This is a genomic window from uncultured Nitratireductor sp. (genome assembly GCF_913053745.1).
Taxonomy (GTDB): domain Bacteria; phylum Pseudomonadota; class Alphaproteobacteria; order Rhizobiales; family Rhizobiaceae; genus Nitratireductor.
Map to the genome: position 1 here is coordinate 1 of NZ_CAJXGF010000017.1, position 20,980 is coordinate 20,980.

At 60.5% G+C, this 20,980-nt stretch carries 20 protein-coding genes; 4 read left to right on the plus strand and 16 right to left on the minus strand.

The genetic code is table 11. From position 1 onward, the window contains the following. From QZ638_RS04640 to QZ638_RS04650, 3 genes are all read left to right on the plus strand, one after another. The coding region (locus QZ638_RS04640; protein ID WP_295807486.1) for a cupin domain-containing protein at positions 1 to 350 on the plus strand (350 nt) is incomplete at its 5' end. After that, on the plus strand, positions 347 to 943 hold the full coding sequence (locus QZ638_RS04645) for a maleylpyruvate isomerase N-terminal domain-containing protein (RefSeq protein ID WP_295807488.1): 597 nt from the start codon (positions 347 to 349) through the stop codon (positions 941 to 943). The genes QZ638_RS04640 and QZ638_RS04645, both read left to right, overlap by 4 nt. A gap of 172 nt (positions 944 to 1,115) precedes the next feature. Further along, complete coding sequence (locus QZ638_RS04650; RefSeq protein WP_295807490.1) at positions 1,116 to 2,591, plus strand: serine hydrolase; 1,476 nt, start codon at positions 1,116 to 1,118, stop codon at positions 2,589 to 2,591. 10 nt (positions 2,592 to 2,601) lie between these two features. Here the strand turns inward: QZ638_RS04650 and rbsK are convergent, their stop codons facing one another. The 6 genes from rbsK to QZ638_RS04680 all read right to left on the minus strand — a co-directional run bounded on the left by rbsK (position 2,602) and on the right by QZ638_RS04680 (position 9,315). Further along, on the minus strand, positions 2,602 to 3,555 hold the full coding sequence (rbsK, locus tag QZ638_RS04655; protein ID WP_295807491.1) for a ribokinase: 954 nt from the start codon (positions 3,553 to 3,555) through the stop codon (positions 2,602 to 2,604). A gap of 3 nt (positions 3,556 to 3,558) precedes the next feature. Next, a complete protein-coding gene (locus tag QZ638_RS04660) occupies positions 3,559 to 4,665 on the minus strand; it encodes an aldose 1-epimerase family protein (protein WP_295807494.1) in 1,107 nt (368 codons plus the stop codon). Continuing rightward, positions 4,662 to 5,672, minus strand: a complete 1,011-nt coding sequence (locus QZ638_RS04665) for an ABC transporter permease (RefSeq protein WP_295807496.1) — start codon at positions 5,670 to 5,672, stop codon at positions 4,662 to 4,664. The genes QZ638_RS04660 and QZ638_RS04665 overlap by 4 nt, the downstream gene beginning before the upstream one ends. Before the next feature lie 11 nt (positions 5,673 to 5,683). Further along, entirely contained in the window at positions 5,684 to 6,661 is a 978-nt protein-coding gene (locus QZ638_RS04670; protein WP_295807498.1) for an ABC transporter permease, read from the minus strand. A gap of 9 nt (positions 6,662 to 6,670) precedes the next feature. Next, positions 6,671 to 8,167, minus strand: coding sequence for a sugar ABC transporter ATP-binding protein (locus QZ638_RS04675; RefSeq protein ID WP_295807500.1), 1,497 nt, complete (start codon positions 8,165 to 8,167; stop codon positions 6,671 to 6,673). Between the two features lie 101 nt (positions 8,168 to 8,268). Beyond that, positions 8,269 to 9,315, minus strand: coding sequence for an autoinducer 2 ABC transporter substrate-binding protein (locus QZ638_RS04680; RefSeq protein WP_295807502.1), 1,047 nt, complete (start codon positions 9,313 to 9,315; stop codon positions 8,269 to 8,271). A 209-nt stretch (positions 9,316 to 9,524) separates the two neighbouring features. Between QZ638_RS04680 and QZ638_RS04685 the strand changes: the two genes are divergently transcribed. Continuing rightward, a complete protein-coding gene (locus tag QZ638_RS04685; RefSeq protein ID WP_295807503.1) occupies positions 9,525 to 10,241 on the plus strand; it encodes a DeoR/GlpR family DNA-binding transcription regulator in 717 nt (238 codons plus the stop codon). 31 nt (positions 10,242 to 10,272) lie between these two features. On the opposite strand, the gene QZ638_RS04690 is transcribed toward QZ638_RS04685, so the two are convergent. The 10 genes from QZ638_RS04690 to QZ638_RS04735 all read right to left on the minus strand — a co-directional run bounded on the left by QZ638_RS04690 (position 10,273) and on the right by QZ638_RS04735 (position 20,692). Beyond that, positions 10,273 to 11,361, minus strand: a complete 1,089-nt coding sequence (locus QZ638_RS04690) for an ABC transporter ATP-binding protein (RefSeq protein ID WP_295807506.1) — start codon at positions 11,359 to 11,361, stop codon at positions 10,273 to 10,275. Between the two features lie 2 nt (positions 11,362 to 11,363). Further along, positions 11,364 to 12,149 carry an ABC transporter permease gene (locus tag QZ638_RS04695; protein WP_295807509.1) on the minus strand — a complete coding sequence of 262 codons (786 nt, stop codon included), beginning with the start codon at positions 12,147 to 12,149 and terminating at the stop codon, positions 11,364 to 11,366. After that, on the minus strand, positions 12,146 to 13,072 hold the full coding sequence (locus QZ638_RS04700; RefSeq protein ID WP_295807512.1) for an ABC transporter permease: 927 nt from the start codon (positions 13,070 to 13,072) through the stop codon (positions 12,146 to 12,148). Before QZ638_RS04700 ends, QZ638_RS04695 begins: the two co-directional genes overlap by 4 nt. A 178-nt stretch (positions 13,073 to 13,250) precedes the next feature. Next, a complete protein-coding gene (locus tag QZ638_RS04705) occupies positions 13,251 to 14,360 on the minus strand; it encodes an extracellular solute-binding protein (RefSeq protein WP_295807515.1) in 1,110 nt (369 codons plus the stop codon). A 92-nt stretch (positions 14,361 to 14,452) separates the two neighbouring features. Next, positions 14,453 to 15,544 carry an NAD/NADP octopine/nopaline dehydrogenase family protein gene (locus QZ638_RS04710; RefSeq protein ID WP_295807579.1) on the minus strand — a complete coding sequence of 364 codons (1,092 nt, stop codon included), beginning with the start codon at positions 15,542 to 15,544 and terminating at the stop codon, positions 14,453 to 14,455. Positions 15,545 to 15,585: 41 nt separating this feature from the next. After that, positions 15,586 to 16,167 (minus strand): peroxidase-related enzyme, encoded by a 582-nt coding sequence (locus QZ638_RS04715; protein WP_295807516.1) that lies wholly within the window; start codon positions 16,165 to 16,167, stop codon positions 15,586 to 15,588. Continuing rightward, entirely contained in the window at positions 16,164 to 16,670 is a 507-nt protein-coding gene (locus QZ638_RS04720; RefSeq protein ID WP_295807518.1) for a hypothetical protein, read from the minus strand. The genes QZ638_RS04715 and QZ638_RS04720 overlap by 4 nt, the downstream gene beginning before the upstream one ends. 8 nt (positions 16,671 to 16,678) lie before the next feature. Then, the gene (locus QZ638_RS04725; protein ID WP_295807521.1) at positions 16,679 to 18,190 is read right to left on the minus strand and encodes an NAD(P)/FAD-dependent oxidoreductase; all 1,512 of its coding nucleotides are present in this window, start codon (positions 18,188 to 18,190) and stop codon (positions 16,679 to 16,681) included. Continuing rightward, positions 18,187 to 19,185, minus strand: coding sequence for a LysR family transcriptional regulator (locus QZ638_RS04730; protein WP_295807525.1), 999 nt, complete (start codon positions 19,183 to 19,185; stop codon positions 18,187 to 18,189). Before QZ638_RS04730 ends, QZ638_RS04725 begins: the two co-directional genes overlap by 4 nt. Before the next feature lie 166 nt (positions 19,186 to 19,351). Next, complete coding sequence (locus QZ638_RS04735) at positions 19,352 to 20,692, minus strand: sodium-dependent transporter (RefSeq protein ID WP_295807526.1); 1,341 nt, start codon at positions 20,690 to 20,692, stop codon at positions 19,352 to 19,354. Positions 20,693 to 20,980 lie beyond the last annotated feature (288 nt).

The window sequence follows — 20,980 nt, forward strand, 5'->3', positions numbered from 1 at the left end:
CGGCGACGATGGAGCAGGGGCACGCCGCCGTCCGCTTCGTCAATCCGACGACCGGCGGCGATGTGATGTCCACCATCCGGTGCGAGTTCCACCGCCTTCGCGAAGGCACAAAGACGCCGGATCGACAGGAAGTGGGCTCGAGCGTTTTCCAGATATTCGAAGGCCGGGGGAGTGTCGTTCTCGACGGCAAGACACATCGGCTCGAAAAAGGCGACCTTTTCGTCGTGCCCTCCTGGGTGGCGTGGTCTCTGGAAGCGGAAAGCCAGTTCGACCTTTTCCGCTTTTCGGACGCCCCCATCATAGAGCGCCTCGACTTCGCCCGAACCCTTGTCGGGGGGCGCGAGGCGTGAGCGAGCTCGACTTCCGCAGGCAGGAATTGCGTGCGCGGCAGGGCGCTGGTGCGCGTTACGATGCGCCGGAAGCTCCTGTGGACGCGCTTGACCTCATGCGTCGCGGCACCGCCTATTTCGCACGTATTCTCAATGGATTGCCCGACGAGGCGCTGTTTGCACCCGTGCCGGCATGGCCGACGCGTGCGCACCTTGTTGCGATGATCGGCTTTCAGGCGCGGAGTATGTGCGCCACGCTTGCTGCCGTGCGGCGAGGCGAGCCGGTGACCGGGGTCGCTTACGATTTGGAACCAAACTGGACCGGAATCGCGGTCGCCGCCACCCTGCCGCCCCGCGCGCTGCGCAATCTGTTCGCGCATTCGGAAGTTCATTTGAACGTGGAGTTTCGCGATCTCGGTGACGCTGACTGGGCTGTCGAGCCGAAAGATCCTGCCGGCCGACCGTCGCCGGTCGCGCAGATGCCGCATCGCCGCGCGGTCACACTTTGGCAGACTTCGTTCGCCATGGCTGCGGGGGCAAGCGAACGGGACTGCCCGCCCGAGATCATGCAAGAGGTGTTCTGGAAAGATGCTCATCCCGAAGTCGAGGTCTAAACCGCTACCTTGATACGTTCGGAACGTTTGAGTGAAGAATTCCGACAGTGCCGTATTCTCCGATTTCCTGCCATATGAAGAGATGCGGGAGGTGATTGACTTGTTCTCACGGACGGGGCACCCACGCCATGTGTAATGCGAATGCCCCACTTGTGGCGGCGAGGAAAGCTCGATGCCGGATCATGACTGGTCGGCCGCGACGGCTGCGGCAGAGGAGAAGCTCGACGGTTGGGCGGAACACGACCCCGGCGGCGTTATTCTGGGGCTGGAGAATGGCGAGCCGCGCCTGATTGCGACGGCGGGAAAAGGCGGTGCGGGTCTTGGATCGCTCGGGCCCGAAAGCGTCTTTCGCTGGGCGTCGGTGACCAAACACATCTTTGCAAGCTGTCTTCTGGAAAGCGGTGCGTTCGCGCTCGACATGCCTCTGGGCGAGGCATTGCCGGACCTCGCTCCGGCTCCGGCTGCGGCAACGATCGGTCAGGCACTCGCCATGCAGGGCGGTCTGCCGGATCCGCGTGAGTGCCTCACCCTGTTGGGTTTTGGCGGCCATGCGCGAACGGAAGCCGACACACTTTATCGATGGATGGCCGGTCTCGATTGGCTCAATGCGGCGCCGGGCTTCGAAGTCGCCTATTCCAATGGCGGTTATCGGCTGCTGGAAGTGGCGTTGGCGCGGCGTGGTTTTGTTTTTTCCGAGATGATCGCTGCTCATGCTGAACGGCTTGGGATCGGTATGCGGGCGTCGGAACACTGGACGGATCCGGTTCCCGGTCTTGTGCCCGGGCACGTCCCCGACGACGATGGATGGTCCGAGGGGTTTCAGGGCATGCATCTTTCGGCGGCGGGATCGCTCTGCGGATCGGCGATGGATCTCGCGCTTTGGCTGACCGACCTGATGTCGCGGGAGATGTTTGCGCGGTTGGCCCGCCCGCTCCCGCTCGCTTCGGGGGAGCCAACCGGTTATGGGCTCGGGATGAGCCTGACACGCTTGGGTGCGATGGCGGTGCCGGGGCACGGAGGCGCGCAGGCCGGCTACCGCGCCGGCTTCCTGTGTGATCCCGCTAAGAAGGTTGTGCTGGTTGCGCTCACCAACCGCGACGAAGGCGATGCCACGGGCATTGCCGCACATGTGTGGGCCGCACTTTGCGGCGCACGGCAGGAGCTGCCGAAACCTGCGGGCGAATGGGCGCCACCTGGTTTGTATGCCGCCGGAGAGGGGGATCTCTGGGCGGAGGTGCGGCCCGGGTCGATTGTCGTTCGCGATGCCGAGGAAGCACTGTTCGAGGGAGAGGATGGCTGGTTCGTCTCGAATGCCGCGCAATCGCGCATGCGCCTGCGTCATGTGGAAGGCGCTTTGACCGGAAAGTTGTTTCACCGCCCGGTTCGGCTCCTGCCCATTGCCGATCATCGGGAGGCACCTGAACTCGATGGAGACTGGGCGTGCGGCGGTGCTCTGTTGCGGATCGAAGGGCGGCAGCTGCAGTGGGGAGTCGGACCGCTGCGAAAGACGGAGACGCTCATGCCTCTCGGCAATGGCCGGTGGCTCTTCCCGGCCAACGGGCGACGTATCTGTCTTCAGCGCCTGGCGGGTGACCGGCTCAAGCTCTCGCTCGCAAGGGCACGAGGGATTACGTACCGGCGCGTCTAGGATATCGACACTAGATGGCGCCGTCGGCGCTTTCCTTGCGGAATGTTTCGAATTCCCCGGCGGAGGCATAAGACTTCTGTGTGCCGCGCCGGCCGACCGAATAGGCCGCGTAGCACGCAGCGCTTTGCAGTGCGCTTTCCGTATCTCCTGTATCGGCCAGGAAATGCGCGAACGCGCCGATGAAGGCGTCGCCCGCACCGGTCGTGTCCACCGGTGTGACGCGAACCGGCTCGATGGTCGCGAAGCGGTCGGCGGTGACGAGACGTGCGCCGCGCGCACCGAGCGTAACGATAACGGTGCCGATGCCTTTTTCGATCAGACTTCGGGCGGCGGCAAGAATCTCGTCTTCGGTGTCGGTCGGCATGCCCGAGAGAAGGGCGAGCTCGCTTTCGTTGGGCACGAGAAAGCCGAGGCTTTTCAGATTGGCGACGCTGAGCGCTTCTGTTGCGGGTGCGGGATTAAGAATGGTGGGCACCCCCCATTCGGCCGCGCGGCGCACCGTGTGGTAAATGGTCTCCAGCGGAATCTCGAGCTGCATGAGGATCAGACCGGCTTCGCGCAGGACATCCTCCGCGGCGTCGACATCGGCCGGGAGTAGGTCCTCGTTGGCGCCCTTGACGATCAGAATGGAGTTCTCGCCGGATTCCTCTACGAAGATCGGCGCGACCCCGGACGACTTTCCCGCTACCTTGGCAACATGGCGTGTATCGATGCCGTGGTCCGAAAAGTTGCGGATCGTGTTGTCACCGAACAGGTCGTCTCCCACCTTCGAGACCATACTGACGGCCGAGCCGAGTTTTGCTGCCGCAACGGCCTGATTGGCCCCCTTGCCGCCGCAACCGCTCTCGAAACTCGGCGCTTCCAATGTTTCGCCGGGTGCCGGCATGCGGTCGATATAGGTGATCAAATCGACCATGTTCGAGCCGACAACGGCGATCCGGCCGGTTCCGCTGGGTGAAGCCATGGGTCAGTCCTTGCTCATATCGTTGATATCCGAGATCGCGGCCGGTGTTTCCTGCGCACTCAGGTAACCGACGGTGACGGGAAAGTTGACCGTCTCGCCGGGTGCCAGCATGCGCACATGCCCCTTGGCCTTCTCTGCCGTGTAGCCCTCGGGCTCGCAGGTGGAGGGCAGGGCGAAGGCCGCAACCTGCGCATCGCCATCGTTCAGGATCCAGCGGACGCAATGGGGGAGGTCTGCCGGATCGTAGCTGACGGAGAAACAGTCGCCATCCGGCAGTTCCATGACGAGCCGAGTGCGGCCTCGCTCATCGCGCCCGAGCCCACGGATATAAAAGACCTGTTCCGGGCTGTAGCGGTCGGGCTCATCGAGCTTTTGCATGCGTGCCGGATTGACGGCCAGATCTTCGAGAAGAGCGGTGAAATCCGGGGACGGCTTTACGTGCCCGGGGATCGTTTTGCGTACGACGGTGCTGTCAGGCGAAAAATCTGTCGGCTGATGGATCTGCGCCCCGGCGATGAAGTCGAAATTGGCATGCAGCATATACATGAGTTCCATGGGATGCGCCGACAGGTTCTTAACCGCCATCTCCACATCGATCAGGCCGCTTTCGGCGTGCAGTCTCACGCGCGGGCGGGCGCTGTAGTGCGGTCCGAACCCCATGACATATTCCGCATGGCCGCCGACTTCGACGAAAGCGCCGTGCTGATCATGGCCGCAGCGCAATTGGGCGCTGTCCATGGCTGCAACCGGCATTTCGCCGTGCAAAGGGTGATCATCCTGCGGGCCGGGTGTCCCATTGCGCAAAACGCCGGCGTGATAGGCGAAGGCGCCATAGGTTTCGAGGATGGATGCGCCACGGCGCGGATAAGGAAACATGTTGCCCATGGTGAGACGCCGCCCGTCGAACACGGCATCCCATATCATCTGTCCGAGATAAGGCAGGACCGTCACCTGGCCGCGCGCGTTCTCGATGCGCAGACCCTCGACGGAGGATGGATAGCGGAAGGCCGTGACGGTGAACGCGCCGTGCGTGGCCAGAACACGTTCGCCATGCGCGGGAAACAAATCCGGCGAAAGATGGAAAACGGTATCGTTGTCGGAAACGGTCATTTGCTGGACCTCAGATAGTTGATGGCGATCACCAACACCAGAAAGGCGCCCCAGACTGCGTCGATCATGAAGTTGGAAGCCCGCATCATCTGCATGCCGGAGGAGAGGAACATGAGTGCGACGAGCGCCAGAAGGACGCCAAGGACACGCCCCTTGCCGCCTGCCGGATTTGTGCCGCCGAGCACGGCGATGAGCACCGCCTGCAGGAGATAAGACGCGCCGAAATCGGCCTTGGCCGAATTGGTGCGCCCGGACAGAAGGATGCCTGCAATTGCGGCCATGACGCCGGTGAGGGCATAACTGTAAAGGATCATGCGCGAGCTGCGGATGCCGGCGAATACGGCGGCGCGCGCATTGGTGCCGATCAGCATCAGGTTCACGCCGAGATGGGTGCGGCGGAGCAGAATGGCGACCACGGCGGCAACGAGGATCAGCACCCAAAACGGAGCCGCGACGCCAAGCAGCTTTCCGGTGCCGATCCAGTTCCAGGTTTCGGGGAAGCCGACGATGGCCGGCCCGCCGGTAAGGACCAGCGCCAGACCCGAGAAGATCTGGCCCGTGCCGAGTGTCGCGAGGATGGGAATGATGCGCAGGCGCGATATCAGAAGCCCGTTCACGAGCCCTGCCGCGAGGCCCACAAGAAGCGCGATCGTCACGCCCATCGCGGTGTGCAGGACTAGCGCGAGGCCGCCGGCATCGAGAGCTTCGGCGACGACGGGATGGCGGAAATAGACCCCCGCCGTGATCGCGGCCAGATTGGCGATGGCGACGATGGAGAGATCGATGCCGCCCGTCAGCATGGCGACCATCATTGCGATACACAGGATGCCGAGCTCCGGCATGATGTAGGTAATGGATTCGAAATTGTAGTAGCGCAGGAATTTGTCGGGGTTCATCGCCGCCATCAGGACGAAGATCACCAGCGTGATTACGGCAAGCTGTGCAATGGAGGCATCGCTGCCCAGAAGGCGGCGAAGGAGGGGTTTCTCTTCAGCTTTTGCGGACATCTTATGCTCCCTCAAGCCAGTTTCTTGCGATCACGCCATGCGGTGATCGCCGTCGCGGCAACGATGATGACTCCGACAACGACACGCTGCCAGGTGGTGTCCACCTTCATGAGGATCAGCGAGTTCTTGACCATGACGAGCGTGAACACGCCGATCATCGTTCCCAGAACTGATCCGCGTCCGCCAAAGATCGAGGCGCCGCCGAGCACCACTGCGGCGATGACGTCGAGCTCCAGACCGATGAAATCGCGTGGGTTCGCCTGCCAGATCATCGAACTGTGCAGCAGACCTGCGAAGCCGGCCAGGAGGCCTGCGGTGCAGTAGACGAAAAAGATCGTGCGCCGCGTGTTAACGCCGGCACGGCGGGCCGATTCCATATCGTCGCCATAGGCGTAGATCGAACGGCCAGTCATGGTGTGCCGGAGGACCACATGGATGACGAGGGCGATCGCCAGATAGACGAGTATCATTGCGGTCAGGCCGACCGTTGCGCCGTTCTGGGCCGTCACGGTCGTCAGGTCTTGCTTGCCGAACTCGATCAGCGCATCCGGCATCTTGTTGATGTTGACGATCGAGGTGCCCAGCAGGCCCAGCACGAGGCCGCGTATGATCGAGGCTGTACCAAGTGTGACGATCAGCGGAATCATCTTGAACCGGTCGATGATGAAGGCGTTGAACGCGCCGAGCAGAACGCCGATCACGGAAGCGGCGATGAAAGGCAGGAGAACGCCGTCATAATCGAGCGCCACCATGGTGCGCACCGTTATGTATAGCGCGGCGGCGGAAATGGCGGGGAACGACACGTCGATGCCGCCCGATATCATGATCAGGAGCACGCCGAGCGCCATAATGCCGATTACGACATTGGCTTTTGCCAGGCTGAACAGATTGGCGACGCCCCAGAAGGCTGGATTGACAAGGCCGATGAGCACCATCACAGTCAGCAGGACGAGTGCAATCACGGCCTCCGTGGATTGAAACCTTTTCATCTCACCGCCCTATTTCAGTGCCTTCAGGCTGTCGTTGATTGCGTCCTCTGTCATGGCCGTGCTCGAGAATTCTGCTACGAAACGGCCTTCGTGCATGACGTGGATGCGGTTGCAGTTTCCGGTCAACTCCGGCACGTCGTCCGAAATCATCAGTACGGCCACGCCTTCCTTGCGAGCGAGGTCGCGGATGATGTGGTGAATCTTCGCCTTGGAGCCGACATCGACGCCCACGGTCGGGCCATTGAGGATCAGAACTTTTGCGCCGGTCAGAAGCCAGCGTCCCAGCATGACACGCTGTGCATTGCCGCCGGATAGGTTGCCCACGGCCGTTTCCGGCGAGGGCGCGGCAATCTGCATGGAGGCGAACATCTCCTCGGTCTTCCGGCGCATGGCATCGCGATCCAGGAAGAGGCCGCGCCGCAGGCGTTCCAGGATGCTGACCACCATGTTGCGTTCGATGGACTGGGTGAGAAAGAGACCTTCGCTCAGCCGGTCTTCCGGCACATAGGCTATGCCGTGCGCGATGGCGTCCTGCACGGAATGCGGAAACGCATCCACGCCGGCGATTCGGAAGGCTTCTGCTGTGGCATTCTCCATTCCGAAAAGCGCTTGGGCAAATTCGGTTCGACCAGAACCGATCAGACCCGAAATGCCGACGATTTCGCCCGGGCGCACGGAAAGGCTTACATTGTCGACGTGCCCGGGCACGCTCAAGCCTTGCACTTCGAGTGCGGGTTGGCTCTCGGATGGAATGTCGGGCGTGTAAGTTTCTTCGTCGATCTCCAGGCCGGTCATGGCGTGGGTGATCGCAGGTTCGTCGAAGCTGCTCATCGCGCCTTCGGCAACTTTTCTGCCGTTTCGAAACACGGTCAGGCGCTCCGAGATCTCGAGCATCTCGCGCATCTTGTGGCTGACGAAAAGTATGGCAATGCCTCGCGCCTGCAAGTCGCGCACGATGGTGAAAAGCGCATCCACCTCGTGTCCGGTGAGCGCCGTGGTCGGCTCGTCCATGACGATCAATCTGGCTTCGGCGAGAATGGCGCGGGCAATGGCAACGATCTGCTTACCCGATGTGGGCAGGGTCTCCACCTCCGCGTCCACATCGATCGCGACGTCGAGGCGAGTCAGGACTTCGCGCGCCATCTTGCGGGCACGGTGCCAGTCCATGCGTCCGCGCCCCTCGAGCAGATAGGTGTTGAGGGCGAGGTTCTCGGCTACCGTCAGATTTCCGAAAAGGGAGAAGTCCTGGTAAATGACCTGCACGCCGTTGTGAACGGCGGCGATCGGATCGAGACGGTCGACCGGCTTGCCGTCGATCAGGATTTCGCCCGCGTCGGGCGTGTAGATGCCCGACATGACCTTGATAACGGTGGATTTTCCCGAACCGTTCTCGCCGGCGAGGCAATGAATTTCGCCGGGGCGTATGCCCATGGAGACACCGTCCAGTGCGTGCACGCCACCGAAGCGCTTGCTGATGTTCTTCAGCTCGATCAGATACTCGGACATGGTTTTTCCGGCAGGCTGAAAAGGAATGTCCCGGTCAGCAAAGAGATATGGCCAGGGATGGACAAACGCCGGCACACGGACGCGCGCCGGCGTTTTCGGGATCAGAAGTCGTACTTGTCCATGTTTTCGGCGGTAACGCCGACCCATCCGGCTCCGTAGAGCAGGTTCGGACGATCTTCATTCGGCGTAATCAGCGACTCGTAGCCGTTGAGGCCGAGATTCAGCTCCGCCTTGATCTGGTCGCCTTTGCCCTCAAGTGCGGCAATGGCGAGCATGTTCATGGCATAGCCGGCTACCGCAGGGTCCCAGAACTGGATATACTGGATGTCGCCGTTGGCGAGGTACTCGCCAGCGACGGACGGCAGGCCAGTGCCGGCAAAGAAGACCTTGTCCTTGAGCCCGCTTTCGGCGATCAGTCGACCGGCGCCGGCCGAGGTCGGCATCGGTGCCCCGAGAATTCCGGTGATGTCCGGATAGGTGGTCATCGCTTCTTTCAGCTTGGTGTAGTCGGTTGCCGCGTCGTCATAGGTTTCAAGGCGGTCACCAACCATTTCCATGTCCGGGAAATGCTCTTCCTGATAGGCGACGGCACCGTCCACCCACTCCATCTGGCTCTTGGAGGTAAGGGAACCGACAGTCGCGACATACTTGCCCTTGCCGCCCGTGTATTTGCCAAGCTCCTTCATGAGATTGGCGCCATAGGCGAGGTTGTCGAAGGCTTCGAGATCGTAATCGGTGTTCTGGAGGTTCGAGGCTTCGTGTGAAATGACCACGATACCGCGGTCGCGCGCCTTCTTGAGCACCGGTTCCACCGCCTCGACCGAGAACGGAACGACGGCAATGGCGTCCACGCCCTGCGCGATCAGGTTTTCGATGATCTGCACCTGCGCGGCAGCGTCCGCCTGGCTGGGTCCCACCATCCAAACGTCGTGCCCGGTGTCGGATTTGAATTGTTCGACGCCGTTGCGCATGCGGTCGAACCAGGCAATGCCATCCACCTTCACAACGGTCGCAATCGTGTATTTCTTGTCGTCTTTCGTGGCGATCAGCTCTTCATTGAGCTTGGACGTATCCACGATCTGGTCCGCGAACGCGGATGTCCCCAGAAGGGACAGGGCTAAAGAAGCTGCGGTCAGCAGGGCTTTCATTGCTTTTTCCTCCTCCTCGATCCCGCCGGAACGCAAGGAAACCGCGTGGCGGGAACACATATTGAACGAATTAACTCAATATCTTGCGGCAATATTGATCAATTCGGTTCAATATGATCATATCCAATCAAAACCTGCAACCCTCTGCAAGCCAATCATCGCACTTGCGGACAATGGTTTTGGCGGTGGAGTATCGCTGAAACTATCATGTGGCGAGACCATCCGGACGAGCGGCGCGAATCGAAGCGCTCAGAAAGCTCTGCGCGTCGGGGACCATTCTGCATATCGCCGAAGCCGCGCAAGAACTCAAGACGTCCGAGATAACGATCCGCCGTGATCTCGGCGATGGCGAAAACGGCATATTGTGCCTCGGGGGCTATATCATGTCGGCCAACGAGAAGGGTGAGCGCTATTCCCTTTCGCACGCGCAGGGCACGAACACGCAGGCCAAAGCGCAAGTGGCAAAACAAGCCGCGGCGATGGTCGTTCCCGAAGACACGATCTTTCTGGATTGCGGTTCGACCCTCCAATATCTGGCGGCGAACGTTCCGCAGAATGCAAATGTCACCGTCGTCACGCAGGCGATGAACGTTGCCGAGATCATATCGCGGTTGGAAGGGGTGAGCCTGATCCTGCTTGCCGGCATTTATCATCCTGAGAGCGGCAGTTTTTCCTCCGACACGGCGCTGAAAATGCTTCAGGAGATCAATGTTACGAAAGGATTCTTTTCGGCGGCCGGCATTCATGAAAACGAAGGCGTTACCTGCTTTCACTTCCATGAAGTCGCCGCCAAGCGTGCGGCGATGGCGCGCTCGCAAAGACGTTTCCTCGTCTCCGACCCCTCGAAATGGGGTCGGTTGCGGCCCGCGACATTCGCTCAGCTGAACGAGTTCGAAACATGGATCGGCAAACCCGGAGCCGATTGAAAAACGCCGCATCGCTACGGCGTCTTTGTGCTCAATCGCGCAGCACTGTCAGTCTCTCCGGTTCCCAGCTGATCCAGAGTTGATCGTCGGATATCTGCGCCGCATTCCCGGCATCCATATAGGCGCGAATGACGGTGTCTTCCTTCTCGCCGACACGAATGTCGAGCGAAGTGCGGCTGCCCTTGAAGAGCTTGCTGACAATGCGGCCTTCGATCGCGTTCTCCCGCGATGGCTTTTTTGGATGGCAAACCACATTCTCGAGCCGCAGCGATGCGGTGACGTTGTCGCCTTCGCCAGGCCGGTGGCCGTGACCGGAGCCGCGTATGTCGAGGCCGTTCCAATCGATCACAACCCTATCGTCATCGATGCCGCGCACCGTGCCGTTGATGAGATTGGTTTCGCCGATGAATTCGGCCACAAACCGGCTCTCCGGACGGAAATAGAGATCTTCGGGTGTGCCGGCCTGTTCCACCCTGCCGGCATTCATGACCACGATGCGATCCGACATGGTCAGCGCTTCTTCCTGATCGTGGGTGACGAAGAAGAAGGTTTTTCCGGTGCGCTTCTGGATATCCTTGAGCTCGATCTGCACCTGACCGCGCAGCTTGGCATCGAGCGCTCCGAGAGGTTCGTCGAGCAGAAGCAACTTAGGATCCGGTGCGAGCGCCCGGGCAAGCGCGACGCGCTGGCGCTGGCCACCGGAAAGCTGATCCGGTGTGCGATCGCGGAAGCCGGAAAGCTGCAGGAAGTCGAGCAACTCCGTCATACGGCGTTCGATCTCGGGGCGTGACTGGCCCTTCAACTCCAGACCGAACGAGACGTTCTGGCCGACTGACATATGCGGAAAGAGGGCATAGTCCTGAAACACCATGTTGACGTCGCGACGGTTGGGCGGCTGACGGGTCACATCGACGCCGTCGAGCACGATACGGCCCTCGTCCGGAGTCTCGAAACCGCCGAGCATGCGCAGTGTCGTCGACTTGCCGCAGCCGGAGGGGCCGAGAAAGGTGACGAACTCACCGGCCACGATCTTCATGTCGAGCCGATCCACCGCGACGACATTGCCGAAGCGCTTGGTGATGTTGTCGATATGGACGATGGTGTCCTTTTCGCCGGTCATGTTCAGGACCCCTTGTTCAGGCGCCGCATGGAACGCTCGGCCCACAGGCCGAGGATCGCGGTCATGATGAGAACGATGGTTGAGATGGCGTTGATCTCGGGCGACATGCCCGAACGCAGCTTTGCGAAGATCAGTACGGGGAGGGTGGGCTGATACCCGCCGAGGAAGAATGCACGCACGAAATCGTCGAAGGACAGGAGCATGCAGAAAATGCCGGCGCCGATCAGTGCGGGCTTCAGATAAGGCAGCGTGACGCGGAAGAAGGCGACGATGCTGTCGGCGCCAAGATCGCGCGCGGCCTCGATATGGCTTTTCGGCTGGGTCGACAGGCGCGCCATCACCACCAGAGCCACGAAGGGTACATTATGAACCGTATGGCCGAGAATGATGGCGAACATGCCCGGCTCGATGTCGATGAGGCGGGCGAAGATGCGCAAGGCGATTGCCGAAATGATTCCGGGAATGACGGCCGGAAGGCAGGCGAGCGCGAATATGATCGCCTTGCCGCGGAACTTGTTGGGGCCGAGAAAGACGGCAATCCATGTGCCGATGATCAGCGAAAGGATGGTGGTCGAAATGGCAATGGTCATCGAATAGCCGAAGACCGAAAGAACCTCCGTGTCCTGGATCACGGCGGTGTACCAGTCGAGCGTCCAGGAACGGATCGGGAATCCGATGAATTTCGAATCCTTGAAGCCCATCGTCACCATGAGTGCCAATGGGACAAAAAGATAGACGATAAAGGCCCAGTAGATGACCGACATCAGGATGCGGGTATTGCGGGTCATCGCATCATTCCCTTTCCGTCGCGGCCCATCAGCTTCAGGAAGAGCCCGGTCACGCCCAGCGTGGCGATCAGCATGATCGACGAGAAGGCCGCGCCCATGGGCCATTGGTCGCCGGCGACGTGGAAGAAGCCGGCAATGGTTTCGGCGAAGACGGTCGAGCGTGGCCCGCCGAGCAGCACCGGAGTGGCGTAGTAGCCGGTCGAGATCAGGAACACGAGCGTGCAGCCCGAAGCGATGCCTTCCTTGGAAAGCGGCAGCGTGATGCGCCGAAAGCGCGTCCAAGCGCCGGCTCCGAGATCGGCTGCGGCCTCGAGGTAATTGTCGGGAAGCTTCTCCAGGGCCGAGTAGAGCGGGAGGAGCATGTAGAGCGCCGTCAGATAGATGATGCCGACCCCCAGCGAGAACCCGGTATACATGAAAGGAATGGGGCGCTCGATGAGGCCGAGCGACTTTAACGCCAGATTGACGGCGCCGTTGTTGCCCAGCAAGATCATGATCGCATAGGTGCGCACGATCTCGCCCACCCAGAACGGTATCAACAGCAGAAGCAGAAACAGAAGCTGGTTCTTGCGTTTCACGTGCTTGGCCAGGAAATAGGCCACCGGATAGGTGATCAGCAATGTGATCGCCGTGAAGATGAAGGAGAAGGCAAGCGTTCGAAAGAACGGGACGATAAACACCTGATCCTGAAAGAACGCGGCCCAGTTGGCCAGTGTGAACTGCGGCTCATGACCCACTTTCGGCGGATAGGAATCCAGGAACCCGATCCAGAACATCTCGACGATGGGTCCGAGATTGGCAAAGAATATCCAGAACAGCGGCAGGCTCGCGAGGATCAGGAATTGGCGTCGCTGCGTCTTGAACAGCGCGCTGGCCACCGCCTGGTAGGTGCCGTTGTGCAGCAGCGCTCCCCAAAAAGTCATTCTGCCACCCGGCGCGGTCGACTTTCGAAGGTCTGCCCTGTCGGTATCTGCATGGGCCATAGAGTCAGTTGCTCGTGCTTTTCAATGCGCGGTGTCGGGAAAAGGGGAGGTCCGTGCCGCGTCCGATTGTGTTTTTCAAGACCGCCCGGGCGGGTTTCCCACCCGGGCGGTTCGTTCATCAAGCGGCTTTGATTTCCTCGACTGCCGGATCAACGAGCTTGTATTTCATATCGTTGGCTTCGGCCCTGAAGAACTGCAGCCCGGCAAGTTCCTCCTCGGTGAAGGAGGATGCCTTCTTCTCGATGTCGGAGAGATACTGATCGGCGCCCTTGTAAGTGGAGATGAAGCCTGACGACTGGGTCATCTTCGCACCCACCTCGGGGTTTGCCAGAAGTGCGTCGAGAAGCTGATAGGCGTTGTCGGCATTGGGCGCGTTGTTGGTCACATTGAGCGTGTAGACGAAGCCGTACGTGCCTTCCTTCGGAATGGTCATGTCGACCGGGAAACCGTCGGCGATCAGCTTGGCTATCGGTCCGTTCCAGGCATGGGCGAGCACGATATCCTGGTTGATGAACATCTGCTGCACTTCGGCGCCGGCGTCGTAATACTTGCGGACAAGCGGCTTCTTCTCGATCAGGAAGTCGCGTGCTTCCTTGACGACTTCGGCAGCCTTTTCGGGATCGTCCATATAGGCAACCATATTGCCGTCATAGCCCTTGTAGAGCATCACGACGGACATCATGTCCTGGATCGTATAGGCGGTCTGGCCGCCATACTTCTCGGAGAAGAGCACGTCCCAGCTCCCCACCTCGTCCGCGCCGACAACCTCGGTGTTGTACGCGAGGATCTCCGCGCCGGACAGGATGGGTGCCCCCCATTTGTTGTCGTTGATCGTGGCCCAGTCGCTTTCCGAATAGATCGGATTGATGTTGCCCCAGTTTTTCAGGCGGTCCGTATCGAGCGGCGCCAGTAGATCGGACGAGATGAACTGGAGGAAGCGGTGACCGGCAACGGTGACGATGTCTGCTGTCGGGCTCGGCGCTTCGGCGGCGAGCAGGTTGAACTGTTTGCCCTGATCGTCGACCAGGCGAATTTGGATCTCAATGCCCGTGTCCTTCTCGAACTCCGCCTTGAAGTCGTCGGGAATGAAGTTCGCATAGGTCCATACATTGACCACGCCCGAAGCGCGGGCGGCGGTCGAGCGGAGATAGGCGGGAGCGGCAAGCAGTGCTGCGCCCGCGGCGCCGGTCTTGATGAAGCGTCTGCGGTTGGTGATAAATTTGGTCATCGCGATAAGCCCTCTTTCGGTTGTGATTTATCCGTCGCGTTATGCACATCGTTTGACGGAGCTCTTGCCGGCTCCTGTTGCTGCCTGGTCCTTCATGCTGGCTGCGTCTGCGGGCAGTAACCCTCACGGGACAAGGTCTTGAGGTCGGCAAGTGTCATTCTGTCTATCGCCAGTGCATCCAGAAGCTCGTTTTCGGCGAAGAAGTCACGGCCATACATGGCCGAGAATATCTCCACGCCAGCGCGGTGCAGCCGGGCCTCGCGCCCGGTCAATTCGCCCAGTTTCACGGTCATCAAAAGGCCATACGGCACATCCTCCGTGACATAGCGGCTGTCGGCGGTTGCTGGACCCGTGCCACCGCGGCCTTCTGCATGCATCTGCTGATTCATCGCCGACACGGTGTCTTGCGGCACATGGAACGAGAGATGGAAATGCTCGAAAATGGTGCGCACGGAAAGCCCGAGTGCCTCGGCGATGGCCAGTCGTTCGCGGTCGAGCGCTTCGAGAAGACGTCCCACATTGGGCGTAACGTTGAAGCCCTGACTCCAGGTTTCGCCGTGCTCCATGCGTGTCATGTTGCACAAAGCGATGCCCATATGATTTTGCGGGTTGAGATTGCTGAGTGCGATGGCCAGTAGCCCGTCGCGCTCGACGAAGCGGTCGCCGAAGAGACGCTGGCAAAGAGCCATTCCTTCATTGGCGCGGTCTTCGGGGACGGTGCAGAGATCGATTTTGCTGCGTACTGTGTTGACGCTGGCTTCGACCAGGCTCGGTTGTCTGCCGGTGGTGGCGGTGGTCCCCCAGGCGACAATGGGAACGGTTATTCCGCGTGCGGCCAGAAGTCGGGAGAGATAGAGCGCTCCGAACGATGCGTGCGAGGAAATGATCACCGCCTGACCGGGGCGAATATGGGGGGCTATCGCATCGAATGCGTGCTTGTGACCGTAGCCGGGCAGCGCGATCAGGAGCACGTCGGCTCCGGCAACGAGCGCTTCGGCCGATGGCGCGACGCCAGGATGGAACGAACCCTCGACGGCGCCGGTCGCAAGCAGTGGCTCACCGGCAGCCAGCCGGTTGGTGCGCTCGCCCGAGGGCGACCACAAAACCGGGCTGTGACCCGATTGTTCGAGAAATGCCGCCGCGCCGAACGCAATCGCGCCGGCTCCGGCGATGCCCACACGCAGTTTACTATCCACCTTACTCACAACATCTGCCCCAAACTGTTTTACTGCTCTTCGACCACGGGATCGCCCAGTGTGTGCATCAACCGGTTGGCCCAGCCAAAAAGAGACGCGGAAAGAATGAGATCGAGGATCTCGTCATCCTTGAGCCCGGCTGCGCGCAATGCCTGCATGTCCTCTTCCGTCGCTTCGCTCGGCGCCTTGGACAGTTTCGCCGCAAAAAGGAAGATCGCTTTCTGGCGCTCGTCGAGCGCGGCGTCTTCACCATCGGCGAAGATGCGCTGCATCGCCTCTTCGTCCTTGGTAAGTTGGTTATACCGGCTCGCATGCACGGCGGCGCAATAGACGCAGCGATTAACCACCGACGCGCCGACGGCGCTCAGCTCGCGCTCTGCCCGGCCCATACCACCGCGATTGTACATAATGGCATTGAAGAGCGGGGTGCGCACCTTCAGTGTTTCGACATCGTTGGCCAGCACCAGCACATAATCTGAGACTTTGGTGTTGGAGGGCGTGACCTTCAGTGCGTCGAGCTGTTCGGGCGTTGCCTCGTCGAGCTTGATGGGTTGAACGCGCGGACGCCAACCGGGGATCTTTGTCGTGAATTCATGGAGGATGGTGTTCATGCCGTCGCCTTCATCAGTTTCAGGCCGGCGATCACACGGATCTGATAAGCCAGAAATGCGTTCAACTCGGAAAGTCGCACGATGTCGGCATCGGAAACGCCGGCGCTTTTCAGGGCTTCGATGTCTTCCGGTGTGGTGTCGCGCGGATGTGTCGAAACGAGATCCGTATAGGTGAGGAGGGCGGCTTGCCGGGTATTCCCATTGCCCTTGTGTGCCGGATCGGCCATGGCTGAAATGTCATCGCCGGCGCCGGTTTCCTCCAGCAGAGCCATATAGTGTGCGGCAAGTTTATTGTCGGCGTTGAGCCGCGCCACGCGAGCGGCGAGGGCGGCGCGTTCGCCGTGCGAAAGGCCGCCGGGATCGCCCGGCTTCAGGGCCGCGTCATGCGTTGCCTGTGTCATGGCCATGATGTCTGCGCGACCTGTGAGCGCATCGCGGACAGGGCCACTTTGCGCCGCGTTTGCCTGCGCGATCACGATATCGTTTGGCGAAAGCTCGCTCATGCCGGTGTTCAGCCTCCAATCTGATAGGTGGGTTCGCGATCGATCGCGTCCGCACTGTCTTCGAGTTCTGTCTCGGTCCATTCGTCGCCGAGCAATTCTGGCTTGTCGTAATCGAGCATCGCCTGCCAGTGGCGTTCGACGTCTTCTCCATAGAGTTCGGCGGCTATGGCATAGGCCAGCCATCGCGCCCCGTCGCTGATGCCGGGGATGTCGCCCGAGACTTTACCAAGGCTCGCCGAGGCGCCGTAGTTGAAGCAATAGATGCTGGAGAGCCAGGGCGCAGTGCCAGGCGTGCGTTCGCGGAGCGAGAAATCGGGACTGAGATAAGGGAAATTTGCCAGCTCGCGGCTTTCTTCGCCTGCCGGCGGCGTATAGCGATCGCCCCAAAGCAGGATTTCTCGCGCGGCTTCACCCAACTCGGCCCGCGCCAGCGGATCGACGGTGAAACCGGTGCCGAGGATGAGATAATCGGTACGGACTGTCTTGCCGGCAGTGGTTTCGATGACCACTTCTTCGCCTTCATTCCAGACATGCCTGATACCCTGGCCGAAATGGAAGAAGGCGTTCTGGTGCCGGCTGACGCGCATGGTGGAGCCACGCGGCGAGGGGGTCTGCGTTGTGAAAGAGTATTGCATGAAGCGCCAACGCCACTCGTCCGGCAATTCGGCATAGCCGGCCGTAAACCCGAAGGATCCGATGCCCATCATCTTATTGATTGTCGGCATTTCCTTGCGGCGAATGAGGTGCCGCACTTCCTTCGCGCCGGCTTCGAGCGCCTCGGCCGAATTGTCGACCGCCGATGCGCCGACACCGATCACGACCACGCGTTTTCCCCTGAGGGCCGGAAAATCTATGTCTTCGGAGGAATGGGCCCAGAGGCGTTTCGGCAAAGCTGAGACGAAACCAGGAATGTTGGGGTGGCCGGTGCCGTCACGGCCCGTGGCCATGACGAATTTCCGAGTGAGGACTGAGCTTTCCTTTGCTCCGGCGCCGCGCAATTCGAGCCGCAGAAGATCCCCTTCCGGTGTCACGCTTTTGACCTCGACCTCGTTTTCCACCGGAAGATCGAGCACGTTCCGATACCAGATGAGATAGTCCATCCACATGGGGCGGGGAATCTTGTCCAATGCGTTCCAGGCATCGAGGCCGTATTGTGCTTCATACCATGCGCGAAAGGTGAGAGCCCCCATGCCATAGGCCGGTCCGGGCAGGGTTTTGGGCGAACGGAGCGTTTCCATGCGCGCATAGGTCAGCCACGGCCCTTCATATCCGCTGGGATTGCGATCGAAGATTCGCATGTTTCGAATCCCGCCAGATCGAAGCGCGAAACTCGCGACGAGGCCGCACATACCGCCGCCTATGACCACGACATCGTGAATCTTCTCGCCCGTTTCGGTGCGTCGCTCGGGTACCCAGTTGGGCGATGGCAGGTTGAGGCATTCCAGGTCGAACTGGATGCGATCGGCCAGGGCGTCGAGGCCTTGTGCAGCTCCGGGAGTGGAATGAAACTGACGGGTCATGCTGATCCTCGATGGTGGTCCTGGCTGTCCGATGAGGGCTGCGCGGCGACCGGCGTTCCCCGGTTCATCGTCTGCGCACTCTGCGCGGGGTCGAGTATCTTGAGATCCGGTATGATACGGCGTGCCTCTGCCTCGACGGCGTCGATCAACTGTGCCACGAGAGGGCGCAAGGGGCGTGAGGCCGCGGCGACGGCACCCCAATAAAATGGTACGGAGACGTCGATCGGCCGGATCACCACGCCTGGCAGTTGCACGCCATAGGCGCTGACGGGATCGACGATGGAGACGACTCCGGTCTTCTGCACCAGCCGCAAGGCGGAGTAGGATACGTTGGTGCGTATCAACGGTCCAGGACAGACACCGTGCGCTTCCATCACCCGAGAGACCTGACGTTGGAAACGACCGGGATCGAGCATGGTTACGAACCGTCGCCCCGAAAAGGCGGACAGCGGTACGGTGTCATATTCTGTGAGCGGGTCGCCTTCGGGCAGTGCGGCGACATCGTTGGCGCAGTAGAGGCGAACCAGTTCCAGGCCGGGTACGTCGAGCGGCATGCTGGAAAACCCGATCTCGGCACCGCCGGAGCCGACTTCCTGAGCAACCATGTTTGGAAGATATTGTGCGACCTGGATTTCAGGAGGCAGTTTCTCGGCGGCGAATTCGGCCAGCGCGGCGGGAATGACGCCGGTGGCGATGGCGGACGTGGCGGCAACCTGGAGCGTGCGCCCCTTGCCGGTGGCGATCGCGCGGGCGCGTGCCGCCAGGCCCGTTAGGGAATTCAGGACACGGCGCGCTTCTTCTTCGAAAGCGATGCCTTCATCTGAAAGCATGACGCGCCGTCCGGCACGCTGGAGAAGCGAAAACCCAAGCTTGGCTTCGAGGTCCTGAATGGTGCGGGTAACCGATGGCTGCGAGCGTTCCAGAAGCACCGCCGCCTTGGTGATGCTTCCCGTTTCGGCAACAGCCAGAAAGGTCTGAAGGTCCCGGGTTTCCATTTGATATATGCTATATGAATGATTTCGAATAATCCATCCATTATTGACATAAATCAAAGCGCCGGTGGCATACCGACGCTGGCCAGCGGTTCCGTCACCAATCAAATAGTCGGCGAAAGAGCTAGAGTGCCGGGTTGGCGGTGCTGTGAATGTCTCGGACCTGACCCTAGATGAAGCCGAGGCCGTTGATAAGGATCAGCGCGATGGCCAGTGGCGCGACATAGCGTATGATGAAGCGCCATGCGGAAACCAGGGCCGGGGCAAGGGCCGAGCCGTCAACAAATTCCTCCTCGCCCTTGTGCTTGAGGGACCAGCCCATAAACAGCGCAACCAGTAGACCGCCGAGAGGCAGCGTTATGTTGCTCGTCATATAATCCAGCGCATCGAGCAGCACGTTTCCGCCGATGGTGAAGCCGGACATGATGCCGAGGCTGAGCGAGGCGGGAACCGCCAGGGCGAAGGTTGCAACGCCCGCACCGACGGCCACCTTCGTGCGGTTCGCTTCGCCCTCGTCCATGAAGTAGGTAATGACGACCTCAAGCAGGGCGACCGAACTGGTGAGTGCAGCGATCGCGAGGAGAAAGAAGAAAAGCGCGGCAAAGAAGCTGCCGAACGGCATTTGCGCGAAGATCGAGGGCAGGGTGATGAAGGTAAGGCCCGGTCCGGCCGATGGGGTTGCACCGAAGGCGAAGACAGCTGGCAGGATCACCAGGCCGGCAAGCACTGCAACCAGGGCATCGAGAACCGTGACGGCCAGCGCCGAGCCGGCTATGTCGTCATGCCGATGCATGTAGGAACCGTAGGTGATCATCGCGCCCATGCCGAGCGAAAGGGAGAAGAAGGCCTGTCCCAGGGCGGCCAGTAGCGTGCCCCACGTGACCTTCGTGAAATCGGGTTGGAGGAAGAAGGCGACACCCTCGACCGCACCGTCGAGCGTGACCGAGCGCGCCACGAGGACGAGAAGAATGATGAAAAGCGCCGGCATGAGAAGACGCGCCGCGCGTTCGATGCCGTTGGCGATGCCACCCAGGGCGACGAAGACGGTAAGCCCGACGAAGAGAGCGGTGTATAAGACCGGCTCGAGGGGATCCGTGATGAAGGTGTCGAATGCGCTGCCGACCTGCTCGAGATCCGACAGCAGTACCGATCCCGCAATCGATTTGGCCATATAAGCGACGGTCCAGCCAGCGATCACGCAATAAAAGGACAGGATCACAAACGCGGTAAGAATGCTCATATAGCCGACAAGCGGCCACGCACCGCCGGCCAACTTTCTGAAAGCGCCAGCCGGGTCGAGTTGTGTCGATCGACCGATTATCAACTCCGCGATCAGCACGGAAACACCGATCGAAAAGACGATCCCGAGATAGATCAGCAGGAATGCTCCACCGCCGTTTTCCCCGGTGACATACGGAAAACGCCAGACATTGCCGAGGCCGACGGCAGAACCGGCTGCTGCCAGAATGAACCCCATTCTGGAGGTCCAGTGTTCGCGAGTTTGTTTCATTTGGTCGCCGACTGATTGTTAGTGAAATTTCTTGCTCGAAAGGATGGGGCGTCGGCTTTCGCTCACGCACCATCGCTTTTGGAAATGAGGATGCCGTTGGTGTCGCGTTACAATTGGGTGCGGGAAGCCACGGTGCCCGGTTGGCGTTTATGGGCAATAAGGGGGGCTGCAAAATCACTTTGATCGTCGGGCGGCAACATTCGATGATCCATAATTGGACAGTATCACATTATAACGAACGCTCTTCGGCACGCTGGGTGGATAAAGTTACCGTTCCGGAAAGCTGTC

What these genes read in the sequence shown, in the direction of transcription:
- QZ638_RS04665 (WP_295807496.1), bottom strand. Translation starts at nt 5,672, where the DNA reads ATGTCCGCAAAAGCTGAAGAGAAACCCCTCCTTCGCCGCCTTCTGGGC.
- QZ638_RS04715 (WP_295807516.1), bottom strand. Translation starts at nt 16,167, where the DNA reads ATGAACACCATCCTCCATGAATTCACGACAAAGATCCCCGGTTGGCGT.
- QZ638_RS04695 (WP_295807509.1), bottom strand. Translation starts at nt 12,149, where the DNA reads ATGACCCGCAATACCCGCATCCTGATGTCGGTCATCTACTGGGCCTTT.
- QZ638_RS04670 (WP_295807498.1), bottom strand. Translation starts at nt 6,661, where the DNA reads ATGAAAAGGTTTCAATCCACGGAGGCCGTGATTGCACTCGTCCTGCTG.
- QZ638_RS04690 (WP_295807506.1), bottom strand. Translation starts at nt 11,361, where the DNA reads ATGACCGGCGAAAAGGACACCATCGTCCATATCGACAACATCACCAAG.
- QZ638_RS04680 (WP_295807502.1), bottom strand. Translation starts at nt 9,315, where the DNA reads ATGAAAGCCCTGCTGACCGCAGCTTCTTTAGCCCTGTCCCTTCTGGGG.
- rbsK (WP_295807491.1), bottom strand. Translation starts at nt 3,555, where the DNA reads ATGGCTTCACCCAGCGGAACCGGCCGGATCGCCGTTGTCGGCTCGAAC.
- QZ638_RS04735 (WP_295807526.1), bottom strand. Translation starts at nt 20,692, where the DNA reads ATGAAACAAACTCGCGAACACTGGACCTCCAGAATGGGGTTCATTCTG.
- QZ638_RS04700 (WP_295807512.1), bottom strand. Translation starts at nt 13,072, where the DNA reads ATGACTTTTTGGGGAGCGCTGCTGCACAACGGCACCTACCAGGCGGTG.
- QZ638_RS04675 (WP_295807500.1), bottom strand. Translation starts at nt 8,167, where the DNA reads ATGTCCGAGTATCTGATCGAGCTGAAGAACATCAGCAAGCGCTTCGGT.
- QZ638_RS04705 (WP_295807515.1), bottom strand. Translation starts at nt 14,360, where the DNA reads ATGACCAAATTTATCACCAACCGCAGACGCTTCATCAAGACCGGCGCC.
- QZ638_RS04725 (WP_295807521.1), bottom strand. Translation starts at nt 18,190, where the DNA reads ATGACCCGTCAGTTTCATTCCACTCCCGGAGCTGCACAAGGCCTCGAC.
- QZ638_RS04650 (WP_295807490.1), top strand. Translation starts at nt 1,116, where the DNA reads ATGCCGGATCATGACTGGTCGGCCGCGACGGCTGCGGCAGAGGAGAAG.
- QZ638_RS04720 (WP_295807518.1), bottom strand. Translation starts at nt 16,670, where the DNA reads ATGAGCGAGCTTTCGCCAAACGATATCGTGATCGCGCAGGCAAACGCG.
- QZ638_RS04730 (WP_295807525.1), bottom strand. Translation starts at nt 19,185, where the DNA reads ATGGAAACCCGGGACCTTCAGACCTTTCTGGCTGTTGCCGAAACGGGA.
- QZ638_RS04660 (WP_295807494.1), bottom strand. Translation starts at nt 4,665, where the DNA reads ATGACCGTTTCCGACAACGATACCGTTTTCCATCTTTCGCCGGATTTG.